Consider the following 13,524-nt stretch of genomic DNA (forward strand, 5'->3'; position numbering starts at 1 on the left):
AGCGCTCAGATCTCGTCGAGCTTGCGGCCGGCCAGCGCGCGGCGAATGCCCTTGTTCATGCGGCGGGCGGCGAATTCGTCGGTGCCTTCGGCGAGCGTTTTGGTGGCCGCTTCGATCGTGTCGGCGTCCTCGCTTTGCGCGACGTTGCGCAAGGCGGTGAGCAGCGCGTCGAGTTCGGCGCGTTCGCTGTCGTCGAGCAGTTCGGCGTCGGCGGCAAGCGCGGTATCGGTGGCTTCGACGAGGCGGCGCGCTTCGACTTGTGCTTCACGCAACGCACGGGCGCGCATATCGACCTCGGCGGTCGAAAAACTGTCCTCGAGCATCTTCGCGATGTCGTCGTCGGCCAGACCGTAGGACGGCTTGACCACCACCGATGCTTCCACGCCCGAGCCCTGTTCACGCGCGAACACGGACAGCAACCCGTCCGCATCCACCTGATACGTGACGCGAATGCGCGCGGCGCCGGCCGCCATCGGCGGAATGCCGCGCAGCTCGAACCGCGCGAGCGAACGGCAATCGCTGACGAGCTCGCGCTCTCCTTGCACGACGTGGATCGCCATGGCCGTCTGGCCGTCCTTGAAGGTCGTGAAATCCTGCGCGCGCGCAACCGGAATCGTCGAATTGCGCGGGATGATCTTTTCGGTCAACCCACCCATCGTTTCGACGCCGAGCGACAGAGGAATCACGTCGAGCAATAGCCAGTCGTCACCGTCCGCACCGCGGTTGCCGGCCAGCAGATCGGCCTGGATCGCCGCGCCGAGCGCCACGACCTGATCCGGATCGAGATTGATGAGCGGCGGCTGGCCGAAGAACGACTCGACCGCCCGGCGGATCACCGGCATGCGCGTCGCGCCGCCGACCAGCACCACGCCCTTGATTTCTTTGGTGGTGACCTTGGCGTCGCGCAGTGCCTTTTTGGTGGGCCCGAGCGTACGCTGCACCAGCGCCTGAGTGATGGCTTCGAAAGTGGCCTCGTCGACCGTCAGATCGATCTGGGTGCCGTTCGAGAGCGCGGCTTGCACCTTCGCATTCGGCGCGTCCGTCAGCGCCTCCTTGGTCACGCGCACGCTGTCCAGCAACAGACGCACATCTTCCGGTGCGAGCGTTTGCGGCGCGATCCCGGCCTGCTCGAGCACGTGACGATACAGCGCATGGTCGAAATCGTCGCCGCCGAGCGCGGAATCGCCGCCCGCCGCGAGCACTTCGAACACACCCTTGGTGAGCTTGAGAATCGACAGATCGAAGGTGCCGCCGCCGAGGTCATAGACCGCGTAGAGACCTTCCGAGCCGTTATCGAGGCCATAGGCGATCGCGGCCGCGGTCGGTTCGTTCAGGAGGCGCAATACGTTCAGACCGGCCAGGCGGGCCGCGTCCTTGGTTGCCTGGCGCTGTGCTTCGTCGAAGTACGCGGGCACCGTGATCACCGCGCCGACCAGTTCGTCGCCGAGCGTGTCTTCGGCGCGCTGACGCAAGGTGGCGAGAATTTCCGCCGACACCTCGACCGGGCTCTTCACGCCGTCGATGGTACGGATCTGCACCATGCCCGGCGCGTCGACGAAATCGTAGGGCGCGTTTTCGGCGCCTTCCACTTCCGCCTTGCCGCGGCCCATGAAGCGCTTGACCGACACGATCGTGTTACGCGGATCGGTGGCGGCTTCAGCCTTGGCTGTGCGGCCAATCCGGCGGCCGCCCTTTGCCAGGTAACGCACCACCGAGGGTAACAGCGCATGGCCGTCTTCGTCGGGCAACACGTCGGGCACACCGCTGCGCACGGCGGCGACGAGGGAATTGGTGGTGCCGAGATCGATACCGACCGCGAGACGCCGCTGGTGGGGCGCCGGCGCCATGCCGGGTTCGGAGATTTGCAGTAAAGCCATCTGGATCTTCTCGGGGCCGCTGGGCCCCGTCCTGAATTTTCACGTTGCTGGATGGTAATGCTACGGCTCGTTTCGCGTGCTCATGACACTACGCACCGCGTTAGTTTTCGAGCCGCTCGATCTGGGTGTCGATTTCCGCCGCGACCCGTTCAATGAACATCAACTGCCGCACCGCTTCTCCCGCCGGCTGGTTCGCGCCGCTATCGAGCAGCGCGCCGAGCTTGTCGAAACGCATGCGCTCTTCGTCGCGCAGCTCGGTCAATAAGGCGTCGAGCGCATCGACATTCTTTGCCGCCGCCGCGTCTTCAATGCCTTCGCGCCACTCCATCTGCTGCATCAGAAACGCCGGCTCCATCGCCGTATTGTCATGCGCGCCGACGTCGATGCCGCGCAGATGCAACAGGTAGGTCGCGCGCTTTAACGGATCGCGCAGCGTCTGATACGCCTCGTTGGTGCGGGTCGCCCATTGCATGGCGATGCGCTTCTGCGCGTCGCCGGCCGCCGCGAAGCGGTCGGGATGCACTTGCGCCTGCACCGTGCGGTAAGCGTGATCGAGCACGGCTGCATCCAGCGCGAATTGCGCCGGCAGATCGAACAGGTCGAAGTGGCTGTCGTTCAGCGAGGCCATCGGATAGAAGGAGTCCGTTCAGGATGCGCACCGGAGTGCGGGTCAGATAAAGCGCGGATCAAATTAAAAAGGCGGCCCGCGCCGCCTTTTGTCCGCTGCACGCGGCGTGAACCCGTTATACGCGGAACGACTCGCCGCAACCGCACTCGTCCTTCACGTTCGGGTTGTTGAACCTGAAGCCTTCGTTCAGCCCTTCGCGGGCGAAGTCGAGTTCGGTGCCGTCGATATAGGCGAGGCTCTTCGGGTCGACAATGATCTTCACGCCGTTGCAGTCGAACACTTCGTCTTCGGGCGCGAGTTCATCCACGTACTCGAGTTTGTAGGCCAAACCCGAGCAACCGGTTGTGCGCACGCCCACGCGCAGTCCGACACCCTTGCCGCGACGCGTCAGATATTTCTGGACGTGCTGTGCTGCCTTTTCGGTCAACGTAATTGCCATAGCGTTTCTCATTGCGCCGCGCGTGTTCGTCACTCCTGTGCCTACCGACGCGCTGCGACCCTGCCTGCATCAAATATCGCTCATGCCGGACGGTGCGCTTTCATGCCGTACCCGTCCGACCGGATTCACTCAATTGCGTCACTCAGCCGCGCTTACGCGTGCTGCTTGTCGCTTTCGACCACTGCTTCGCCGTGACGCTGCTTGTAGTCGGCGACCGCTGCCTTGATCGCGTCTTCCGCGAGGATCGAGCAGTGGATCTTCACCGGCGGCAGCGCCAGTTCTTCGGCGATCTGCGTGTTCTTGATCGACATGGCCTGATCGAGCGTCTTGCCCTTCACCCATTCGGTGACGAGCGAGCTCGACGCAATGGCCGAACCGCAGCCGTAAGTCTTGAACTTCGCGTCTTCGATGATGCCGTCCGCGCCCACGCGGATCTGCAGCTTCATCACGTCGCCGCAGGCCGGTGCGCCGACCATGCCGGTGCCGACTGCGTCGTCGTCTTTCGCGAAAGAACCGACGTTGCGCGGGTTTTCGTAGTGGTCCAGAACCTTGTCGCTATAAGCCATGATGACACTCCTTGATTCGTTTCAACCTGCAATTCGATGAATTCGACACCAAACCTGGCGCGTCAGTGCGCTGCCCACTGGATCGTCGAAATATCGATCCCGTCCTTGTGCATTTCCCACAGCGGCGACAAATCGCGCAGCTTCGAAATCTTGGTCTTCAGCAGGTTGATCACGTAATCGACATCCTGCTCGGTCGTGAAGCGGCCCACGGTGAAGCGGATCGAGCTATGCGCCAGTTCGTCGTTCCGGCCCAGTGCGCGCAACACGTACGACGGTTCCAGCGAAGCCGACGTGCACGCCGAACCCGACGACACCGCCACATCCTTCACCGCCATGATCAGCGACTCGCCTTCGACGAAATTGAAGCTGATGTTCAGGTTGTGCGGGACACGCTTTTCCATGTCGCCGTTCACATACGTTTCTTCCATGTCCGACAGGCCGCGCAGCAGACGGTCGCGCAGCATGCGGACGCGCTCGTTTTCCGTCGCCATTTCTTCACGTGCGATACGGAACGCTTCGCCCATGCCAACGATCTGGTGCGTGGCCAGCGTGCCCGAACGCATGCCGCGCTCGTGACCGCCGCCGTGCATCTGCGCTTCGATACGGATACGCGGCTTGCGACGCACGTACAGCGCGCCAATGCCCTTCGGACCATACGTCTTGTGCGCCGAGAACGACATCAGGTCGACCTTCAGCTTTTGCAGGTCGATCGCGATCTTGCCGGTGGCTTGCGCGGCGTCGACATGGAAAATGATGCCCTTTTCACGGGTGATTTCGCCGATCGCCTCGATGTCCTGGATCACGCCGATCTCGTTGTTCACCGACATGACCGAGACCAGAATCGTATCCGGACGCAGCGCGGCCTTGAACTTCTCGAGGTCGATCAGACCGTCGTCCTTCACATCCAGATACGTGACTTCGAAGCCTTCGCGCTCGAGTTCGCGGCAGGTGTCGAGCACAGCCTTGTGCTCGGTCTTCACCGTGATGATGTGCTTGCCCTTGCTCTTATAGAAGTGCGCGGCACCCTTGAGGGCGAGATTGTCCGATTCGGTTGCACCCGAGGTCCAGATGATTTCGCGCGGGTCGGCGTTCACCAGCGCGGCAACGTTCTCGCGCGCTTCTTCGACCGCACGCTCCGCATCCCACCCATACGAATGGCTACGCGATGCGGGGTTGCCGAACTGCTCGCGCAGGTACGGAATCATCTTGTCCACCACGCGCGGATCGATCGGCGTCGTCGCGCTGTAGTCCATGTAAATGGGCAGGTGGAGAGTGTCGTTGTTCATCAATTGCTCCGGGGACGTCATTGCTCTGGCTTCTGGGTTCCTGATCAGGCTGCGGCTGCTGCAGATGTCCGCGCCTAGGAACCGGCCATGTTGAAAACGGAATTAGGCCCTTTCGGCACCACGCGCGCGGGTTCGACCGTCGCGGTCTCATTGCGCCGGTCGCGCAGGACCGCCGGGGCGCCTTCACGCGAACGCTGCTGATCGACCAGATCCTTGAGCGACACCGAATCCAGGTACTCGACCATTTTCTGGTTCAGCGTGGACCACAGTTCGTGCGTCATGCAGTGGCCGTCGTGCTGTTTCGTACCTTCGCACGAGCCTTTGCCGCCGCATTGGGTGGCGTCCAGCGGCTCGTCGACAGCGATGATGATGTCGGCCACGGTCACGTCTTCAGCACGGCGGGCCAGATTGTAGCCGCCGCCCGGTCCGCGCACGGACTCGACGATTTCGTGACGACGCAGCTTGCCAAACAGCTGCTCGAGGTAGGACAGGGAAATGTGTTGGCGCTGGCTGATACCCGCAAGCGTCACCGGGCCCTGCTCCTGGCGCAGCGCCAGGTCAATCATCGCCGTGACGGCGAAACGGCCTTTTGTGGTGAGTCTCATATAGTGTGGGAATCGCAATTCTCGACAAGTTTGGTCAAGTATAAATACATGAGCGATTTAGTCAAGTATCCCTACCGTGATTTGGGTCATTTGCTTAATTACTGAATTCGGACAGATCGTCCGCCTCAGCGCGTTACGTGATCAATTGGGGGCGTAGTGCCGCGATCAGTCCGCGGCAGGCGGCTTCGCACTGATCCAGCACCTGCTCGAAGCCCTCGGCGCTACCGAAATAGGGATCGACGACCTCACGGGCGCCGCCCCAACGGCTGTCCGCCTCCGGCACGAATTCCATCAGCAGGCGAATCTTGTCGCGCTGTCCAGACGGGCACACCTCGCGCAAGGCCGCCACATTCTTGTCGTCCATCGCAATCAGCAGATCGAAGCGCTCGAAATCGGCCGCAGCGATCTGGCGGCCGCGCAAGGTGGCCAGTTCATAACCGCGCTTGCCAGCCGCGTGCAGCGCCCGCTCGTCGGGCGGCTCGCCGATGTGCCAGTCGCCCGTGCCGGCGGAATCGATCTGAATGCGCTCCGCAAGCTTCGCCTTCGCCACCAGATGACGCATCACGCCCTCTGCTGTCGGTGAACGGCAGATGTTCCCGAGGCAGACAAAGCAGATCGACACAGTTTTCATCAGATGCTTTCCGGGGCGGTGTTCGCCTGGTTCAACGGACGGTTAGGCGACGGTGCCGCGATTATACAAAGCTGTCTCAAATCTCGCCCGGCGCCGCGCTGCTGCGGCGACTGCCGCGCCAGGGGACGCCACGTCTCCCTGCGACGCAAAACGCTGGGGTCACGGCGTAACCGCGCTCAGGACGCCTGCGGCAGCGGCATCGCCGCGACCGCGCGCATCGGCTTGGCCGGCAGCGACGTATCGCCAGTCACCATCCCGTACGAGACAGCGCGCGCGAGTTCCGCAGTGAACTGCTCAGTGGCGAGCGGAGCTTGCGAGACGCGCGAAGCGGCGTCGCGGCCAATGTGCAGATAGGCTGCCGCGGCAAGCGCGACGACGATGGCGAGGGGCCAGTACACCGATATTGTCTTTTTCATGATGTCGTTCTTCCGATTAGGGGCTCGTGAGCTCGTGACCCACTATGCCCAGTCGAAATGCTATAGGATTTCGCAATCGGGAAAAACCCACCTATATGAGATAGATCGTTGCGCTGAACGGAACAGTCTATTGACCCGACATACGCATCGCGACCTGGGCACCTCGTCATGGCACGAAAAAGAAATCCTTACAAACACATACAAAGCCGGTGCGACAGTTGGTGATAATAGCGGTCTTACTGTCACGTAATCTCCGCAAGTGATCCTCGCTATGAAACGCACTGCCTCATTCGTCGCCCTTGCCGTCGCTGCCCTGCTGAGCGGCTGCGCGGTCTATCCGGACGGTACGCCGATGTACGGCAACGACTATGGCGGCGCCTACAGCGGCTACGATGGCTATGACGGGTATGCGACCGGCGTGCCCGTGGTGCCGCAAGCCAACGTCTACATGGGATATAGCAACTACTCGGGACCCGCCTACTACGACGGCCCGGGACGCTATTACGGACCGGGTCCGGGTTACCGGGGCAACCCTGGTTATCCGGACCGCGGCCAGCCGAACAACGGCAACTGGCATGGTCAGCCGAACGGCGGCGGCCCGCGTGGCGGACCTCCGCCTCAAGGCGCCGCCGGCGGGCCTCGCGGTCCCAGCGGATCGGTGGCGGCCCGTCCTCCCGGCCCCAGCAGCCCGCCGCCGCAGCAGCAGGCGGGTGGTAACGGCGGGGGGCGCGGTAACGGCGCGCCTGCGAGACCTGCACCTATACCCGGCCACCAATCGGGCGGAGGAATGACGGATCATTGATTCTGGAGGAGCTGCGCTGGCGTAGCGCTGGCGTAGCGCTGGCGTAGCGCTGGCGTAGCGCTGGCGTAGCGCTGGCGTAGATCAGGCAGTGCACTAATGACACGTAGGCGTAATTGCGCGCCAGCCGCTCTCGCAACAGAGCCCGCCATCCGAATGCATGGTCACAAGTGAGTGCGCGGCCTTGGATTAGCCAATGTGGCTCCGCTGCGCCGCGTATAGTTCCCTGAAGGTGCGCCCCACCGGCGCGGGCATCTCCCGGGTATTGGTCCAGCCTGCGCCGCCCATCGGCAACTTTGCGATCGACCGGTTACGCCCACCCATCCTTTCAAGCACACGAACCGCGAGCTTCGTGACCAGCGCGTAAGCATCCGGATGCAGCGCCAGAAAACCCCACACCGCCAGCCCGGCCCGCTCCCGCCAGGGACGCAGACGCCGCTCGACCTGCTTCTCGCGCAACTTGCGCAGCAGACCGGATAACGGAATGCCCACCGGACAGACGCTGTCGCACTCGCCGCACAAGGTCGCCGCCTGCGGCAAGTCCAGCGTCTTGTCGAGCCCGACATAGCTGGGCGTCAGCACCGAACCCATTGGTCCCGGATACACCCAGCCGTACGTGTGGCCGCCCACCTTCTGGTAGACAGGACAATGGTTCATGCACGCACCGCAGCGGATACAGCGCAGCATCTCCTGAAAGTCTCCGCCGATCAGCCCAGTGCGCCCGCCGTCGACCAGCACGACGTACATGTGCTCGGGGCCGTCCTGATCTTCCGGGCCGCGTGGGCCGGTCAGCACCGAGAAGTAATTCGACGTGGCCTGCCCGGTGGCCGAGCGCGGCAACAGACGCATCGCCGTCGCGAGATCCTCGAGCGTGGGCAGCACCTTCTCGATACCGGTCACGGCGACATGTACACGCGGCATGACCGTACACATGCCTTCATTGCCCTCGTTCGTGACCAGTGCGACCGAACCGGTTTCCGCCACCACGAAGTTACCGCCCGTCACACCCATGTCCGCCGTCATGAAGTGCGGGCGCAGCACCTCGCGCGCTTCGCGGGTCATGTCCGTGATCTCTGTCAGACGCGGGCGGTGATGCGCCTTCGCGAACAGATCGGCGATCTCGTCTTTATCCTTGTGGACCACTGGCGCAATGATGTGGCTCGGTGGCTCGTTGTCGTTGATCTGCAGAATGTATTCGCCCAGATCGGTTTCGATCGACTGCACGCCCATCTGCCCGAGCACTTCGTTCAGGCGCATTTCCTCGGTGACCATCGACTTGGTCTTGATCACTTTTTTCACGTCGTGCCGCCGCGCAATGTCGCCGACCAGACGCGCCGCCTCCTGGGTGGTTTCGGCGAACAGCACGGTCACGCCGCGCCGGGTGGCCTCCCGCTCGAAAGCCTCCAGCCAGACGTCCAGATTTTCCAGCGCGCGGTTGCGACGCTCCTTCAGCGCGGCGCGGGTGGCCGGAAAATCGATCGCGGTGATAGCTGAGGCACGCGCCGACACGAACTTGGTCGACAGCTTGGTGAGGTTCTGCTGCAACCGCTGGTCAGCGAGCTTCTGACCGGCGCGCGCCTTGAATTGCATGGTTTGAACTTGCATGGCGGCCTTTTGCGTATTCGAAACTGCGAGGACTGATCTGCGCGAACCGAACTGCCTGGATTGACCGGCGCAAAGGAGTTGCGCGGTATGCAGTGCCGGAAATGGAGTGCGGGTTATGGAGCGCGACGGCGGCCCGTTACGCGTCGCCAGCCAGCACTTGGGCGATGTGCAGCACGCGCGTGGTGGTGTCGCCGGTGCGCCGCAAGCGGCCCTCGATATTGAGCATGCAGCCGAGGTCGCCGAGCACCACGGCGCCGGTGCCGCTCGCGCCGATGTTCGCGCATTTTTCGTCGACGATCGCCGTCGAGATGTCGCCATATTTGACCGCGAAGGTGCCGCCGAAGCCGCAGCAATGCTCGCAATCCTTCATTTCGGTCACCGCCACGCCAACCTGCGCCAGCAACGCGCGCGGCTGGGCCTTGACGCCGAGCTCGCGCAGCCCCGAGCAGGAATCGTGGTACGTCACCTGGCCGGAAAACTCGCCAGGCTGCAACTGCACCTTGGCCACGTTGACGAGAAAATCGGTCAACTCGAATACTTTGCCGCGCAGCCGCCCAAAGCGGCCCATCATTTCAGGATCATTCGCGAACAGGTCGCCGTAATGGGCGCGGATCATGCCGCCGCACGACCCGGAAGGCACGACGACATAGTCGAACTGCTCGAACTCACGCAAGGTTTTCTCAGCGAGATCGCGCGCGATGCGCCGCTCGCCCGAGTTGTACGCAGGCTGCCCACAACAGGTTTGCGCCGGCGGCACCATCACCTCGAAACCGGCGCCTTCGATCAGCTTGATGACCGAGAAACCGATCTCCGGACGCATCAGGTCGATCAGGCAGGTGACGAACAATCCAACTCGCATGAGCCCTCCTTCGGAAAAACGTGCCTGATTATCCGCTGTTTGCCGCCCAATACCAACGGCCGGAAGGCATAGGACGAATGCCACGCCATATTGGAATAGCACGTCCAACGACGTTCGCTTTTTTCACAATACGAGATACAATCGTTTTTCCGCTGTTTGACGCGTCAACCGATTTTTCCCCATGAGCGATACGAACCCGGATCCCAAAACTTCGATCCAGGTGATCGAACGCATGATGCGCTTGCTCGACGCCCTCGCTGCGCATAGCGACCCGGTCAGCCTGAAAGAACTCGCCATCCGCACGGAACTCCATCCGTCCACGGCGCACCGCATCCTGAACGACATGGTGATGTGCCGGCTCGTGGACCGTTCGGATCCTGGCACCTACCGTCTTGGCATGCGTCTGCTCGAACTGGGCAATCTGGTGAAGGCGCGGCTCTCGGTGCGCGACGCGGCACTCACGCCAATGCGCGAACTACATCGTCAGACTGGCCAGACAGTGAATCTGTCGGTGCGTCAGGGCGACGAGATCGTCTATATAGAGCGCGCGTATTCTGAACGCTCCGGCATGCAGGTGGTGCGGGCGATTGGCGGGCGAGCCCCGCTGCATCTGACTTCGGTGGGCAAGCTGTTTCTCGCCGCCGACGAATCGACGCGGGTGCGAGCCTACGCCACACGCACCGGCCTATCGGGCCACACGCAGAACAGCATCACCGATCTGACCAAGCTGGAGCGTGAGCTGTCGCATGTACGCCAGCAGGCCTGCGCGCGCGACAACGAAGAACTCGAGCTGGGTGTGCGCTGCATCGCGGCCGGCATTTACGACGACACGGGTAAGCTGGTTGCGGGTCTGTCTCTGTCGGCCCCGGCTGATCGCTTGCAGGATTCGTGGCTTGGCCAGCTTAGCCAGACGGCGTTGATGATTTCCGCCTCGCTCGGTTATCGGCCGCAAGTTGCCCAGGACCATTCGCATAGCCACCACGTGTAAGCCGGCGAGTCTCCTGCCCAATAAAAAAGCCTCGCAAATTGCGAGGCTTTTTCGTTTTCCGTGGCCGGTCCGTGTACCGGCCATCCAAACACTTCAGGTGCCCGAGCCACCAGCGTCTGCACTGGTAATGCGCGGCTGGTCGCCGCCGTTGTCGAGCCACGTACGCAGACGCGTAGCGTCCGCAAAACGCGAATACTTACCGGACGAATCGAGCAGCACCATGATCATCGGACGGCCATGGATGGTCGCCTGCATCACGAGGCACTCGCCCGCCTCGTTGATGAAACCGGTCTTTTGCAGACCGATATCCCACGTGGGGTTACGTACCAGCGCGTTGGTGCTGTTGTACGCGAGCGAACGCTTGCCGGTGTAGACCTCGTAGCTGTGATCGGTCGAGAACTTGCGGATCACCGGATACTGATACGCCGCGTTGACCATCTTCACGAGGTCACGCGCGCTCGACACGTTCTGGCTCGTCAAACCCGTGGGGTTTTCGAAATGCGTGTCGGTCATGCCGAGCTGCTTGGCCTTTGCGTTCATGGCTGCAAGGAACGCCGGGCGGCCGCCCGGGAAATAACGCGACAGCGCCGCAGCCGCACGGTTTTCCGAGGCCATCAGCGCGATGTGCAGCATGTCGTCACGCGAGAGTACCGAGCCTACCGACAAACGCGAACCCGTGTTCTTCTCGTAATCGCGGTCTTCGTCCGTGACTTCGATCTGATCGGTCATCGGCTCTTTCGAGTCGAGCACCACCATCGCGGTCATCAGCTTGGTGATCGACGCGATCGGCACCACGGCGCGCGAGTTCTTGTCGAACAGCGATTCGCCGGTGTTCTGATCGATCACATAGGCAACGCTTGAACGCAGCATCAACGCGTCCGGCGTTTCGTGCAAACCGAAAGCCTGGCCGACGGTCGGCTGGCGCGGTTCGTACGCGACGCGACGCACTACCGAGCGGTGGCGTCCGTTCATCGTGTACGCGACGCGCTTGCGCTTGGCGCTCGCGCGCGGCGCGTCGTCATCAGCAGCTGCTACGGTCTTGGCGGCGACGCCTTTACCGGCTTGCGTCGACTTGCTCGACGCTTTGTCGGCAGCCGCGGCAGGCTTTTTGGCTGCTTTCGCGTGTTTGGAGGTTTTTGCAGGTGCAGCAGGCGTTGCGGCAAAAGTGCTGACGGGCGTGGCGAACGCCGCTGCGATGACCATGGAGGCGGCCACCGACAGAGCGGTGCTGCGGGCCGCGCCGTGGATCACTTTTAGCGACGAAAACATGTCGGTTTTCATGGGTGTTCGGTAGGGAGCGGCAAGAGGTTTCCGCAAGTGTAGTAAAACAACGAAAAATTAGCAATTTGAAGCACTTATAAGCGCTCCTTAAACCGGCTTGTAAGCTCCGATCGCAAAAACACGAATAAGTGTCGCGCATCGATCGAAAAAAACGATCGCTGGCGCACTTCGGTCCCGCCTTTGCCGATATCCGTCGGAATCGACGTGATCCTTTCAGCATAACGGCAATTTCGAGACAACCTTGATCAGGGGAAATACGGTCAGAGCGCAGGCGCATCAGGCATTGCCCGCGTGCCGGAACCTTGCAGGAGACTCGCCGCAGGTTGTTAAACGCCTGCTGCAAACGACCACGCGCATTCGACCGGCATGGAGCGTTAACGTTCCGTGACACTTTCCGGTTTACATCGAATGTGCAGGAGCGTGAATTTTTGTGAGTGTCGCAGGCTCCCGAACCCTCTCCTCACGCCACATAAGCAGCTGAAATCCGCCACCAGGCGGGCTAAAAGTTGCATTTCATTGCGCACCATCGCAGTGCGTCGAATAAATTCGACTTGCGTCACATGAATGACATGCTCACTGCATAACGTATTGTTTTATCAGTAAATTCTTAATATTGTGCAATGCACAAAAAGGGCTTGACATTCTTTGTGGCCATCTTAAAATGGGAACCATTGCTGCGATGCACAAAACATCGCGGTCCGGGGAGAAGTCCTTAAGGCCTCTCGCCACTAACCCAATGCGGTCCGCACAGACAGACCGCGATCCAGGAGCGTAAACCATGACTCTGCTGACCCCTGAGCAATTCGCTGCAGCCCAGAAAGCCAACTTTGAAACGCTGTTCGGCCTGACGACCAAGGCATTTGAAGGCGTCGAAAAGCTGGTTGAGCTGAACCTGCAAGTCGTGAAATCGACGCTCGCGGAAAGCCAGGAAAATGCCCAGCGCGCACTGTCGGTGAAGGATGCGCAGGAATTGCTGGCACTGCAAGCGAGCCTCGCACAGCCGGTGGCTGAAAAGGCGCTGTCGTACGGCCGTCACGTGTATGAAATCGTTTCGGCAACGCAAGGCGAATTCACCCGCGTCGCTGAAGCACAATTCGAAGAGCAAAACCGCAAGGTGCAATCGCTCGTCGAAAACGTCGCGAAGAATGCACCGGCTGGTTCGGAAACCGCTGTTGCCGTGATGAAGTCGGCTATCACCGCCGCCAACACCACGTACGAAACGGTTCACAAGGCGACCAAGCAAGCTGTCGAAATCGCTGAAAGCAACTTCAATGCAGCTGCAACGGCCGCATCGAAGGCAGCATCGCAAGCCGCTGCGCAAGCATCGCGCTCGGCCAAGAAGACGGTCTAAGTTTCAGGCATCACGTAGGCGTTACACCTTGCGCCGGCCCGGCACACGCTGTCTGGCCGGCGTTACTGTAAGCAACAGCGTCGTCCCGTTGCCGCTCACACGGTTTCACATGGCCGAACGCTCCGATACGTTGAACGGCGTATCGTTTGCCCGGCGAAAGGCCGGGATTTTTTTTCCCGCTGCCTCATGTGCT

14 protein-coding genes are annotated in these 13,524 nt (G+C 61.7%); 3 read left to right on the forward strand and 11 right to left on the reverse strand.

The features are described from left to right. Positions 1-5 precede the first annotated feature (5 nt). The 8 genes from hscA to PQR27_RS13695 all read right to left on the reverse strand — a co-directional run bounded on the left by hscA (position 6) and on the right by PQR27_RS13695 (position 6,448). The gene (gene hscA, locus PQR27_RS13660) at positions 6-1,877 is read right to left on the reverse strand and encodes a Fe-S protein assembly chaperone HscA (RefSeq protein WP_408524161.1); all 1,872 of its coding nucleotides are present in this window, start codon (positions 1,875-1,877) and stop codon (positions 6-8) included. 100 nt (positions 1,878-1,977) lie between these two features. Next, positions 1,978-2,505 carry a Fe-S protein assembly co-chaperone HscB gene (gene hscB / locus PQR27_RS13665; protein ID WP_408524162.1) on the reverse strand — a complete coding sequence of 176 codons (528 nt, stop codon included), beginning with the start codon at positions 2,503-2,505 and terminating at the stop codon, positions 1,978-1,980. Positions 2,506-2,620: 115 nt separating this feature from the next. Further along, the gene (iscA, locus tag PQR27_RS13670; protein ID WP_323043884.1) at positions 2,621-2,944 is read right to left on the reverse strand and encodes an iron-sulfur cluster assembly protein IscA; all 324 of its coding nucleotides are present in this window, start codon (positions 2,942-2,944) and stop codon (positions 2,621-2,623) included. Positions 2,945-3,096: 152 nt separating this feature from the next. Then, positions 3,097-3,510: a Fe-S cluster assembly scaffold IscU gene (gene iscU, locus PQR27_RS13675; protein WP_093633555.1), complete on the reverse strand. Its 414-nt coding sequence runs from the start codon at positions 3,508-3,510 to the stop codon at positions 3,097-3,099. Positions 3,511-3,572: 62 nt separating this feature from the next. Further along, complete coding sequence (locus tag PQR27_RS13680; protein ID WP_408524163.1) at positions 3,573-4,796, reverse strand: IscS subfamily cysteine desulfurase; 1,224 nt, start codon at positions 4,794-4,796, stop codon at positions 3,573-3,575. A 74-nt stretch (positions 4,797-4,870) separates the two neighbouring features. After that, complete coding sequence (gene iscR / locus PQR27_RS13685) at positions 4,871-5,401, reverse strand: Fe-S cluster assembly transcriptional regulator IscR (RefSeq protein WP_408524164.1); 531 nt, start codon at positions 5,399-5,401, stop codon at positions 4,871-4,873. Positions 5,402-5,534: 133 nt separating this feature from the next. Further along, entirely contained in the window at positions 5,535-6,032 is a 498-nt protein-coding gene (locus PQR27_RS13690; protein WP_408524165.1) for a low molecular weight protein-tyrosine-phosphatase, read from the reverse strand. Between the two features lie 176 nt (positions 6,033-6,208). Beyond that, the gene (locus PQR27_RS13695; RefSeq protein WP_408524166.1) at positions 6,209-6,448 is read right to left on the reverse strand and encodes a hypothetical protein; all 240 of its coding nucleotides are present in this window, start codon (positions 6,446-6,448) and stop codon (positions 6,209-6,211) included. Positions 6,449-6,719: 271 nt separating this feature from the next. Between PQR27_RS13695 and PQR27_RS13700 the strand changes: the two genes are divergently transcribed. After that, positions 6,720-7,250 (forward strand): hypothetical protein, encoded by a 531-nt coding sequence (locus tag PQR27_RS13700; RefSeq protein WP_408524167.1) that lies wholly within the window; start codon positions 6,720-6,722, stop codon positions 7,248-7,250. A 186-nt stretch (positions 7,251-7,436) separates the two neighbouring features. Here the strand turns inward: PQR27_RS13700 and PQR27_RS13705 are convergent, their stop codons facing one another. Continuing rightward, the gene (locus PQR27_RS13705; RefSeq protein WP_408524168.1) at positions 7,437-8,852 is read right to left on the reverse strand and encodes a lactate utilization protein B; all 1,416 of its coding nucleotides are present in this window, start codon (positions 8,850-8,852) and stop codon (positions 7,437-7,439) included. 136 nt (positions 8,853-8,988) lie between these two features. Continuing rightward, complete coding sequence (locus PQR27_RS13710) at positions 8,989-9,711, reverse strand: (Fe-S)-binding protein (protein WP_408524169.1); 723 nt, start codon at positions 9,709-9,711, stop codon at positions 8,989-8,991. A gap of 181 nt (positions 9,712-9,892) precedes the next feature. On the opposite strand from PQR27_RS13710, the gene PQR27_RS13715 reads away from it, so the two are divergent. Beyond that, entirely contained in the window at positions 9,893-10,699 is an 807-nt protein-coding gene (locus tag PQR27_RS13715; RefSeq protein ID WP_408524170.1) for an IclR family transcriptional regulator, read from the forward strand. Positions 10,700-10,792: 93 nt separating this feature from the next. Here PQR27_RS13715 and pbpG read toward each other — a convergent pair whose 3' ends face one another. After that, entirely contained in the window at positions 10,793-11,980 is a 1,188-nt protein-coding gene (gene pbpG / locus PQR27_RS13720; protein WP_408524171.1) for a D-alanyl-D-alanine endopeptidase, read from the reverse strand. A gap of 778 nt (positions 11,981-12,758) precedes the next feature. On the opposite strand from pbpG, the gene PQR27_RS13725 reads away from it, so the two are divergent. Then, positions 12,759-13,331 carry a phasin family protein gene (locus tag PQR27_RS13725; RefSeq protein ID WP_408422502.1) on the forward strand — a complete coding sequence of 191 codons (573 nt, stop codon included), beginning with the start codon at positions 12,759-12,761 and terminating at the stop codon, positions 13,329-13,331. Positions 13,332-13,524: the final 193 nt, after the last annotated feature.

It is taken from the genome of Paraburkholderia fungorum, assembly GCF_046027215.1.
GTDB lineage: Bacteria > Pseudomonadota > Gammaproteobacteria > Burkholderiales > Burkholderiaceae > Paraburkholderia > Paraburkholderia fungorum_D.

Bases quoted from the DNA above. Each gene is read 5' to 3' on its own strand.
- pbpG (WP_408524171.1), bottom strand. From the start codon at position 11,980: ATGAAAACCGACATGTTTTCGTCGCTAAAAGTGATCCACGGCGCGGCC.
- PQR27_RS13715 (WP_408524170.1), top strand. From the start codon at position 9,893: ATGAGCGATACGAACCCGGATCCCAAAACTTCGATCCAGGTGATCGAA.
- PQR27_RS13700 (WP_408524167.1), top strand. From the start codon at position 6,720: ATGAAACGCACTGCCTCATTCGTCGCCCTTGCCGTCGCTGCCCTGCTG.
- PQR27_RS13710 (WP_408524169.1), bottom strand. From the start codon at position 9,711: ATGCGAGTTGGATTGTTCGTCACCTGCCTGATCGACCTGATGCGTCCG.
- PQR27_RS13705 (WP_408524168.1), bottom strand. From the start codon at position 8,852: ATGCAAGTTCAAACCATGCAATTCAAGGCGCGCGCCGGTCAGAAGCTC.
- PQR27_RS13690 (WP_408524165.1), bottom strand. From the start codon at position 6,032: ATGAAAACTGTGTCGATCTGCTTTGTCTGCCTCGGGAACATCTGCCGT.
- iscU (WP_093633555.1), bottom strand. From the start codon at position 3,510: ATGGCTTATAGCGACAAGGTTCTGGACCACTACGAAAACCCGCGCAAC.
- iscR (WP_408524164.1), bottom strand. From the start codon at position 5,401: ATGAGACTCACCACAAAAGGCCGTTTCGCCGTCACGGCGATGATTGAC.
- hscB (WP_408524162.1), bottom strand. From the start codon at position 2,505: ATGGCCTCGCTGAACGACAGCCACTTCGACCTGTTCGATCTGCCGGCG.
- PQR27_RS13680 (WP_408524163.1), bottom strand. From the start codon at position 4,796: ATGAACAACGACACTCTCCACCTGCCCATTTACATGGACTACAGCGCG.
- hscA (WP_408524161.1), bottom strand. From the start codon at position 1,877: ATGGCTTTACTGCAAATCTCCGAACCCGGCATGGCGCCGGCGCCCCAC.
- PQR27_RS13695 (WP_408524166.1), bottom strand. From the start codon at position 6,448: ATGAAAAAGACAATATCGGTGTACTGGCCCCTCGCCATCGTCGTCGCG.
- PQR27_RS13725 (WP_408422502.1), top strand. From the start codon at position 12,759: ATGACTCTGCTGACCCCTGAGCAATTCGCTGCAGCCCAGAAAGCCAAC.
- iscA (WP_323043884.1), bottom strand. From the start codon at position 2,944: ATGGCAATTACGTTGACCGAAAAGGCAGCACAGCACGTCCAGAAATAT.